Origin of the sequence: Aeromonas sp. CA23, assembly GCF_002587065.1 — a bacterium.
Lineage (GTDB): Bacteria > Pseudomonadota > Gammaproteobacteria > Enterobacterales > Aeromonadaceae > Aeromonas > Aeromonas bestiarum.
Genome location: NZ_CP023818.1, coordinates 5,090,503 through 5,099,209 on the forward strand (window position 1 = coordinate 5,090,503; position 8,707 = coordinate 5,099,209).

Consider the following 8,707-nt stretch of genomic DNA (forward strand, 5'->3'; position numbering starts at 1 on the left):
CAAAACTCTAAATACCGCTCTCGGTTCCTTCGTGAAATGAGAGGTTTATCGTGATAAGCGCCTTATACTAACGCCGTGATCGCAGGTAACGAAAGCATGAGACAGGAAAAATGATAAAAAGTGCCATTTATCTCATCGGTATTTGCCTGATACTGACAGGTTGCGAACAGAGCTCACTGCCGGACCGGCAAGTCACCCTCGCCAACCAGGGACTGCTGAGCGCCGATCTCGCCAGTGACGGCAAGCAGGCCATCGTCTCCAGCCTGAGCCAGGGCACAGTGGTGTGGGACCTGGAACAGGGCAAGGAGCGCTGGCGCTGGCGCCAGTCCGACAATCAGGACAACTTCGTCATCATCACCCGCTTCTCGGCAGACAACAGCCATGCCGTGACCGCCACCCTGGATACCTTCGCCATCTGGCGCCTGCAAGATGGTCAATCCCAAGGCTACTACTCGCTTCCTGAATCCAGGCTGAGGGACATAGCCCTGTCGGCCGATGGCCGTCAGGTGCTGATCGGCCGCCAAGATGGCAAGGCGGAGCTGGTCGATACCCGTACCGGCCGCAGGCTGCAGTTCCTCGGTCACACCGAGCAGGTCAATACGGTGGATCTCTCCGCCAATGGCCGCTACGCCCTCACCGGCGGCAATGACTACAGTGCCTACCTTTGGGACACCCGCTCCGGCCAAGTGGTGTGGCGATTCAACCACGCCGGCCGGGTGGTGATGGCGAGGCTGGATCCCCAGGGCCGTTTCGCCTTCACCGCCGACAGCCGCCAGGCCAGCATCTGGGATCTGAAAACCGGCAAGGAGGTGAGCCGGCTGCAGTTTGATCACCGCTTCGAGGTTTACACCACGGCGCGCTTTGCCAACGACGGCAACTGGCTCATCACGGGCGCCCCCTCCCGTCAGCTCTCCCTGTGGCGGGTGAGCGACGGCAGCCTGCTGCAAAGCTGGCGCGTCTCGCCCCATCCCAGGGTGAAACCGCCGAGCGCAGTGGTCTACGGCGTGGCTTTGCGCGACAATAGCCACCTTGTCAGCGCCAGCTCCAGTGGCCTGGCCGAAATCTGGACTATCAAGTAAGGACCCAAAGGCCCATGAGTCAGCAACTTAACGATCGCCTCGAAACCCTGGAAAGCCGCCTCGCCTTCGCCGAATACACGGTGGAGCAGCTCAACGACGAGGTCACCACCCAGGGCCGCGAGCTGGATCGACTCAAGCATCAGATCCAGCTGCTGGTGGACAAGCTGCAGAGCGTGCAGCCGAGCCAGATCGCCAGCATGGCCGAAGAGACGCCGCCCCCGCACTACTGAGCCGCAACGCGGCCTCGCCACCCGGCCATAAAAAAACCCGCGCCAGGCGCGGGTTTTTTTATCGGGCTATGCCCAGGGCACAGATCAGTGCTGGTGACCCTTGCCACCGCAGCCGCCGCCACCGCAGCAACCGCCATGACCCTGCTCGTCGCCGTGGTCATGACCGTGATCGTGGCCATGGCCACCGCCGCAGCAACCGCCGTGCTCATGGTCGTGACCGTGGTCGTGGTCATGATCGTGACCGCAACCACCGGCACCGTGAACGTGGCCGTGAGCCAGCTCTTCGGCCGTGGCGGCACGCACGTCCTTGATCTCGACCTTGAAGCCCAGGGTCACGCCAGCCAGCGGATGGTTGCCATCCACCTTGACGAACGCTTCGGACACTTCGATGACGGTCACAGGGCGGTGGCCATCGTCAGTCTCGGCCACAAAAGTATCCCCTTCAGACACTTCCATGCCGTCAAACAGCTCGCCAGGTACTTCTTGCACCAGGCTTTCGTCGTATTCGCCATAGGCCTGGGTCGGTGCCAGCGTGACGTCGAACGCCTCGCCCACGCTACGGCCTTCCAGCTCGGCTTCGAGGCCGGAGACCAGATAACGGGTACCGTGCAGATACACCAGAGGCTCTTTACCGACAGTGGTGTCGATGACTTCACCGTGTTCGTCGGTGACTGTGTATTCCAGCGTAACCACGCTCAGGGGAGCTACTTTCATGTCAGGGATCCTGCGGATAGAAAAAAACGGGCCCAGAATACCTCAAAAAGGCGGCCAAGCATATGGCAGGCCCGGCTCAGTCGTGATGAAAAAGTCATCAATGTGAAGCGGCATGGGCCTGACCCGCACCTCGCCCCCGGGTATTGCGGCTGAACCCTCATTCGGGACGAAACACCCCAATTACCTGTTCCGTCTCCCGGGTCACCTTGTCCACCTCGGCCTGGGTCTGCACCTGGGTATCACCGCAGTCGACGCAGGTCACCTTCTCGACTCCATGCTCCATATACAGCATCATGGTGTCCATTTTGCCGCACGCCGGACAAACCGCACCGGCAATGAAGCGTTTTTTACGTCTGGTTTCCATTCTTGTTACCTCCAGGCAGCATCATATCAGGGTTTTTACATGCATCACGCCATCGAATGCCAGCATTTTTCCTCTCCGTACCTGCAAGTCGGCGGTCGCAAACGCACGCCGGTGGGCCAGTTGCTGCGGATAACCCGGGGCGCGGCACTGCTGCGACTCGGCCAGCATGAATTGCTGCTGACGGCGGGCAACAGCTTCTGGCTCTGCGCCGATGCCCTCGCCGCCTTCAGCCCGCTGGCGGGCTGCCACCATGATCTGCTGACCTGTTCCCTGCGGGTTGCCCAGCCAGCCCAGGCGGGCTGGTTGCAACCGACCCCGCTGCTGGATGCCCTGTTCGACAGCCTGGCCCAGTGGCAGCGCCCCCGCGACTGGCAAGGGGCCTATGGTCATCGCCTGCAGGTGATACTCGACGAGTTGCAGGCCAGCCCCCTGTCACAACACGCGGATCAGCCGCTGCAAGGCGCCTGGCGCGCATTGATCAGCCAGCAAGCAGGCAGTGACACCACCTGGCAGGCCTGTCTCTCCCAGCGCGGGATCACGGATCCTGGCCTCGCGGCCGATGCCCTGAGCGCCCAGTGGCAGCTGCTGCAGGCGGTGCGCCTGCTCAAGAGCGGCAGCAAGCGGGCACAGGTGGTGAGCAAGCTCGGCTACCGGGATGAAGAGGCCCTCGCCCAGGCCTGCCAACGCTGGCTTGGCGCCAGCCTGGATGCACAGCAAGCCGCCTGACCCGGCGGACCGAAAACCGGGCCGGCCAGGCGAAAAAATGGGTGAAATGAGTCCAGTTTTGCGGCAAATGGCCGCTAATAACGGGAGCGTCATTTCTCCTATAATCCTTTATGCTAGGGGCCTGAATTGACTGATACCGTTTTGACTCACAGGACATCTGCCATGAAAAGCAAAGCCAACCAATCCCAGGGCATGTTGCTGTTTCATCTCTCGGCCAAACAATCCTTCGCCATCGGCACCCTCAAGGTGAAGGAGATAGTGCCTTACACCCAGCTCACGGCCATGCCGCACTCGCACCCGACCGTGCTCGGCGCCGCCAGCATGCGGGGCACCACAATTCCGGTGATCGACATGGCCATGGCGGTGGGCTATCGCCCGATCAGCAAGGAGGAGATGCCGAACTGCTTCATCATCATCACCGACTGCCGCCGTACCCTGGTGGGCTTTCTGGTGCGCGGCATCGACAAGATCACCGAGTGCAACTGGCGCGACATCGAATCCCCGCCCGCCGCGCTCGGCCATAACGTGTTCGTGACCGGAGTGACCCGGGTCAATGACCAGTTGATCCAGTTGCTGGACGTGGAGCTGATACTGTCGCGGGTCTACCCGGACGATCCCAGCCACCTCTACCCTGTGCTGACCGACGTGCAGCGTGAGCGGATCAAGCCGATGCGGATCCTGCTGGTGGACGACTCCTCCGTCGCCCGCCGCCAGCTGATGGCGGCGCTGGACTACATCAACATCCCCTATGAGGTGTGTACCAACGGCAAGGATGCGCTGGCCCTGATGCAGGCTCGCGCCAGCCAGAAGACCCCCATAGATATCCTGGTGAGCGATATCGAGATGCCGGGACTCGACGGCTACGAGCTGGCCTTCGAGGTACAGAGCGACGCGACGCTGGCGGGGGCCTACATCATATTGCACACCTCGCTCTCCAGCGAGATCAGCGTGGAGCGGGCCCACCAGGTGGGCGCCCACGAGGCGCTGACCAAGTTTGAGGCCAACGAACTGATCCAGGCCATGCTGCGCGGTGCCGAGCACCACGACAGCCTGCTGGCCTGACAAGATGGCGAGAAGCCCCCCCTTCTCGCCGCACTTTTTGACTGCCCTGATGCCTGTTTCGGACCCCATCATGCTCATAGAGAGTCACTTCCACGCCCCCTGGTGGGCGCGCAATCCCCATCTGCAAACCATATTGCCAAAGTGGCTGCGACGGGCGCCGGCCCGTTTCGTGGCCGAGCGTTTCGAACTGGTGGACGGGGATTTCGTCGATCTTGCCTGGAGCGGCGACATCAGCCAGAACGCGCGGCCACTGATGGTGCTGTTTCACGGGCTGGAGGGGAGCATCCACTCCCACTATGCCAAGGGGTTGTTCGCCCATCTGCAACGACAGGGGGACGAGGCCGTGCTGATGCATTTTCGTGGCTGCAGCGGTGAGCCGAACCGGCTGCTGCAGGCTTATCACTCCGGCGCCATCGAGGATGCACAGGCGCTGATCGCCGAGCTGGGCCGGCGCTTTCCCGGCAAGCCACTGATCGCCATAGGTTATTCGCTGGGAGGCAACATGCTGGTCAATCTGCTGGCGCGGGCCTGCCCCCGTGAGCTGCAGGCGGCCGTGGTGATCTCGGCGCCGCTGCGGCTGGACAGCTGCGCCGATCGGGTCAATCAGGGCTTCTCCCGGGTCTATCAGAGCTATCTGCTGCGCACCATGCGCGACAACCTGCAAAGCAAGATCCGACACCAGGCCGAGGCTGGCAAACGCTGGCAGCCGCAGCAGGTGCAACAGATTGCCACCCTGCGCGACTTCGACGAGCAGGTCACGGCGCCGCTGCACGGCTTTGCCAGCGCCGACCACTACTACCAGCGCTGTTCCGGCCTGGGGCTGCTGGCCCGCATCCCCATTCCCACCCTGGTGATCCATGCCGCCGACGATCCCTTCATGACAGAGGCCGTGATCCCGCGGCCGGAGCAGATCTCACCCATGGTGCGTTACGAGTTGAGCCGACGGGGCGGCCATGTGGGCTTCCTGCACGGCACGCCCTGGCGCCCCCGCTTCTGGCTGGAGGAGCGCATCAGCCAATGGGTGAAGGAGCAGACTCAGGGGGCGAGCAGGTAGCCGTTGCGCCCCGTCTCCTTGACCCGATAGAGCGCCTCGTCGGCCCGCACCAGCATGTCGGCGACCGACTCCTGCCCCCGCCACAGGGCTATGCCCTGACTCACAGTCACGCAGGGAGAGACCTCCGACAGGGCATGGGGAATGGCGCGCACGGCCAGGGCCGCGGCGATTCGCCCGGCAATCTGTCCGGCGATCCCGTCGTCTGCGCCGGGCAGCAGGATCACGAACTCCTCCCCGCCATAGCGAGCCACCACATCGGCCGGCTGCCGCACCGCCTCCCGCAGGCAATCGGCGACCGCGATCAGGCAGTTGTCCCCCTGCAGATGACCGTAGTGGTCGTTGAAACGTTTGAAGAAATCCACATCCAGCAGCAGGATGGCAAACTCGCCATGCCGCTGCTGCGCCTCGGCCAGGATCTGCTCGCTGACCTTGGCAAAGTGACGCCGGTTGGCCAAGCCGGTCAGGGGATCCTGCTTGGCCATGCCATCGAGCTGACGAGCCAGCGCCAGGTTCTCATGCTCGCGAGACACCGCCAGCACGAACCAACCGTTCAGCATGCGACGCCCCGTCTCCAGCATGATGATGAGACAGCCTACCGCCAGCCAGTGCACCGCAGGGAAAGGAACCTTGACGAACAAGGCCTCCAGCAACAAGAAAAGCAGGGGCGGAACACTGAAACAGTAAAACAGCCTCACCTCGCAATAGAGGGCCACCAGCGCCGTCATCAGCAGCAGGCTGATGAGATCGAAGGCCAGACTGAAGCCTCCCCTCAGCTCGATCAGGGCGATGGCGTAGCCGAGCAGCGCCCAGGCTATCCCCCACAGCAGGGCGCCAGCCCGCAGACAGGGCGGCCAGACGGTCAGGGGTTGATGGGACAACCAGCGCCAGAACAGCGGAAACAGCAGGCAGACCAGGGTCATCAGGATAACCTGCACCTCATAACTCCAGGGCAGCACGCGGGCAATCACCAGATGGGCATCGCGATAGACATAGAAGCGGGCAAGCAGAAACAGGATCGCCAGCTGGTTGACGGCCCAGAACCAGTGCAACCCCTTGCTCAGGGCCAGGCGGCGTGACTCGCACAGGTGCTGATCGAAGTGGCTAGAGAGGCGGAGTTGTTCATCAGACAGCATGTGCACACCCGCTGACAGCCCCATAAATCCCTTGCGCTTGCTGGCTACAGATAGACAATATCCACTCTCTGGTAACTGAAGATGAACCCATGATTATCCCCTGGCAAGACTTGGACTCCGATACCCTCAACAGCCTGCTCGAGCACTTCGTACTGCGGGAAGGCACCGAGTACGGTGAGCATGATGTCAGTCTGGCTGACAAGGTCGACGATGTCAGACAACAGTTGCAACAAGGCCTGGCCGTGATCGTCTACAGCGAGCTGCACGAGAGCGTGAACATAGTGTCAAAGGCCACCCTCAGCAGCGCTCCGGTGGACGATATACCGGAATAGCCCTGCCATTTCCATCCCAATCTGGGTCTTGCCAGCGCGACCCGCAGGATGGCGCCACGAACCCGACAGTTCCCGCCCAGGAGCCGCGCATTTCCCGGATATAAAAATGGCCCGCCGAATCATCGGAGGGCCATTTGGGGCAAAACATGTGCCTGAGCGGCGGAATTTATTCAGCGATCCCGGTTCTATTTTGAATGAATAGAGAGCCGGCCTTGATCACACCAAATAAAAATAGATGTCGTTCACACTGATATAAGCGGGTGCTGATGCTTCCCGGCTGGGCGGGAAAGTCCATAGCGGAAATATAATTAAGAAACAGAGAATCTCATCACAATATTGCCGAAATATGACAAGACAATTCCCCCATATCAATACAGGGTTCATGTCCATCTATGGCTGGCCCGGCACCACCAGCCCCCATATTTGCAATCGATGGCAAGCAGAGTCCTGATGATAGGCAAATCACAGGCGTGCGATGCAATGGCGGGCGCTCATATCGGCGCGCCCATCCCTTATTTCGTTACCGACTCGCCGCGACCAATGCCGTAGTAATGAAAACCATGCTCCTTCATGCGACCAGGATCAAACAGGTTGCGACCATCCACGATCAGCGGCCATCTCAGCGCCTGCTTGATGGCGACGAAGTTGGGGGCCTTGAAGTGGTTCCATTCGGTGCAGATCACCAGGGCATCCGCACCGAACAGGGCGGCCTCCTTGGTGCCCATCAGCCGCAGCTTGTCACAGTTGCCATAGAGGTGCTGGGCCTCCTGCATGGCCTCGGGATCATAGGCCTGCACGGTCGCCCCGGCTTGCCAGAGCGCCTCCATCAGGGCCCGGCTCGGCGCCTCGCGCATGTCATCGGTATTGGGCTTGAACGCCAGCCCCCACAGGGCGATTGTCTTGCCGGACAGGGTCTCCCCTTCGGATCGGAAGAACTCTGACAGCAGCTGAAAAAGCCGCGATTTTTGCTGCTCATTGACCCGTTCCACCGCCCGGATCAGCGGCGTGTCGTATTGCAGCTCCTGGGCCGTTGCCAGCAAGGCTTTGACATCCTTGGGAAAACAGGAGCCACCATAGCCACAACCAGGGTAGATGAACTGATAGCCGATACGCTGATCCGAGCCTATGCCCTGGCGCACCATCTCGATGTCGGCACCGACCCGCTCGGCCAGTCCGGCCATCTCGTTGATGAAGCTGATTTTGGTAGCCAGCATGCAGTTGGCGGCGTACTTGGTCAGCTCGGCGCTGCGCACATCCATGAACAGGATGCGATCATGGTTGCGGTTGAACGGCTCGTAAAGCTCGCGCATCAGCTGGCGGGAGGACTCGTTGCGGGTGCCGACCACGATGCGATCCGGCCGCAGGCAATCCTGGATGGCGGAGCCCTCCTTCAGAAACTCGGGGTTGGAGACCACATCGAAGGCAAAGGAAACATCCCGCTGCTGCAAGATGGCATTCACCCTGGCCATCACCTTGTCGGCTGTGCCCACCGGCACGGTCGACTTGTTGACTATGACGACGGGGGCATCGCGATGCAGGGCTATGGTTTCGGCCACCGCCAGCACATGGCGCAGATCGGCGGAACCATCGTCCCCCGGCGGCGTGCCGACCGCCAGAAATTGTACCTCGCCGTGTTTGACGGCCAGCACGGCATCCGTGGTAAACACCAGGGCACCGCTCTTGATATTGCGCTGAAGCAGGGCTTCCAGCCCGGGTTCATAGATGGGAACCTGGCCGGCCATCAATTCAGCCACCTTCTGTTCATCGACATCGACGCAGATAACCTGGTGGCCGACATCGGCCAGTACTGTGGCCTGGACCAGACCCACGTAGCCACTTCCAAATACAGTAATATTCATATTGATACAACCAAAATGTCAGAGATGATGTAATTTGGAGAAACAACAATCTGGGGGTTATAAATATTTACCACACTAATTAAGATGACAGCATGAGTTAATTGTTACCAGCTGTTTCTGGCCCATTGCAGGCCCGCTTTTATATACGATATGT

The 8,707-nt window shown here is 60.9% G+C and carries 10 protein-coding genes; 6 read left to right on the forward strand and 4 right to left on the reverse strand.

Annotation, left to right across the window (positions count from 1 at the left end):
• Window positions 1-110: 110 nt before the first annotated feature.
• Together CK910_RS23520 and CK910_RS23525 are read left to right on the forward strand one after the other, a co-directional pair.
• Complete coding sequence (locus tag CK910_RS23520; protein WP_098984932.1) at window positions 111-1,079, forward strand: WD40 repeat domain-containing protein; 969 nt, start codon at window positions 111-113, stop codon at window positions 1,077-1,079.
• A 14-nt stretch (window positions 1,080-1,093) separates the two neighbouring features.
• Complete coding sequence (locus tag CK910_RS23525; protein WP_011704936.1) at window positions 1,094-1,309, forward strand: SlyX family protein; 216 nt, start codon at window positions 1,094-1,096, stop codon at window positions 1,307-1,309.
• An 84-nt stretch (window positions 1,310-1,393) separates the two neighbouring features.
• Here CK910_RS23525 and slyD read toward each other — a convergent pair whose 3' ends face one another.
• Window positions 1,394-2,023, reverse strand: a complete 630-nt coding sequence (slyD, locus tag CK910_RS23530; RefSeq protein WP_098984933.1) for a peptidylprolyl isomerase — start codon at window positions 2,021-2,023, stop codon at window positions 1,394-1,396.
• A gap of 157 nt (window positions 2,024-2,180) precedes the next feature.
• Window positions 2,181-2,387: a YheV family putative zinc ribbon protein gene (locus CK910_RS23535; RefSeq protein WP_042035019.1), complete on the reverse strand. Its 207-nt coding sequence runs from the start codon at window positions 2,385-2,387 to the stop codon at window positions 2,181-2,183.
• A gap of 39 nt (window positions 2,388-2,426) precedes the next feature.
• Here CK910_RS23535 and CK910_RS23540 point away from each other — a divergent pair, with 39 nt between their 5' ends.
• The 3 genes from CK910_RS23540 (at window position 2,427) to CK910_RS23550 (ending at window position 5,229) form a co-directional block, all read left to right on the forward strand.
• Window positions 2,427-3,113, forward strand: a complete 687-nt coding sequence (locus tag CK910_RS23540; protein ID WP_098984934.1) for a hypothetical protein — start codon at window positions 2,427-2,429, stop codon at window positions 3,111-3,113.
• 162 nt (window positions 3,114-3,275) lie between these two features.
• Complete coding sequence (locus tag CK910_RS23545; RefSeq protein ID WP_042870112.1) at window positions 3,276-4,175, forward strand: chemotaxis protein; 900 nt, start codon at window positions 3,276-3,278, stop codon at window positions 4,173-4,175.
• A gap of 70 nt (window positions 4,176-4,245) precedes the next feature.
• A complete protein-coding gene (locus CK910_RS23550) occupies window positions 4,246-5,229 on the forward strand; it encodes a hydrolase (protein WP_172955409.1) in 984 nt (327 codons plus the stop codon).
• Here the strand turns inward: CK910_RS23550 and CK910_RS23555 are convergent.
• Entirely contained in the window at window positions 5,211-6,362 is a 1,152-nt protein-coding gene (locus CK910_RS23555) for a GGDEF domain-containing protein (RefSeq protein WP_098985214.1), read from the reverse strand. The genes CK910_RS23550 and CK910_RS23555 overlap by 19 nt on opposite strands.
• Before the next feature lie 89 nt (window positions 6,363-6,451).
• Here CK910_RS23555 and CK910_RS23560 point away from each other — a divergent pair, with 89 nt between their 5' ends.
• Window positions 6,452-6,694 (forward strand): YheU family protein, encoded by a 243-nt coding sequence (locus CK910_RS23560; protein WP_042870108.1) that lies wholly within the window; start codon window positions 6,452-6,454, stop codon window positions 6,692-6,694.
• A 512-nt stretch (window positions 6,695-7,206) separates the two neighbouring features.
• On the opposite strand, the gene CK910_RS23565 is transcribed toward CK910_RS23560, so the two are convergent.
• Complete coding sequence (locus CK910_RS23565; protein WP_098984936.1) at window positions 7,207-8,553, reverse strand: UDP-glucose dehydrogenase family protein; 1,347 nt, start codon at window positions 8,551-8,553, stop codon at window positions 7,207-7,209.
• Between the last annotated feature and the right edge of the window lie 154 nt (window positions 8,554-8,707).

Bases quoted from the DNA above. Each gene is read 5' to 3' on its own strand.
- CK910_RS23520 (WP_098984932.1), top strand. From the start codon at position 111: ATGATAAAAAGTGCCATTTATCTCATCGGTATTTGCCTGATACTGACA.
- CK910_RS23525 (WP_011704936.1), top strand. From the start codon at position 1,094: ATGAGTCAGCAACTTAACGATCGCCTCGAAACCCTGGAAAGCCGCCTC.
- slyD (WP_098984933.1), bottom strand. From the start codon at position 2,023: ATGAAAGTAGCTCCCCTGAGCGTGGTTACGCTGGAATACACAGTCACC.
- CK910_RS23535 (WP_042035019.1), bottom strand. From the start codon at position 2,387: ATGGAAACCAGACGTAAAAAACGCTTCATTGCCGGTGCGGTTTGTCCG.
- CK910_RS23540 (WP_098984934.1), top strand. From the start codon at position 2,427: ATGCATCACGCCATCGAATGCCAGCATTTTTCCTCTCCGTACCTGCAA.
- CK910_RS23545 (WP_042870112.1), top strand. From the start codon at position 3,276: ATGAAAAGCAAAGCCAACCAATCCCAGGGCATGTTGCTGTTTCATCTC.
- CK910_RS23550 (WP_172955409.1), top strand. From the start codon at position 4,246: ATGCTCATAGAGAGTCACTTCCACGCCCCCTGGTGGGCGCGCAATCCC.
- CK910_RS23555 (WP_098985214.1), bottom strand. From the start codon at position 6,362: ATGCTGTCTGATGAACAACTCCGCCTCTCTAGCCACTTCGATCAGCAC.
- CK910_RS23560 (WP_042870108.1), top strand. From the start codon at position 6,452: ATGATTATCCCCTGGCAAGACTTGGACTCCGATACCCTCAACAGCCTG.
- CK910_RS23565 (WP_098984936.1), bottom strand. From the start codon at position 8,553: ATGAATATTACTGTATTTGGAAGTGGCTACGTGGGTCTGGTCCAGGCC.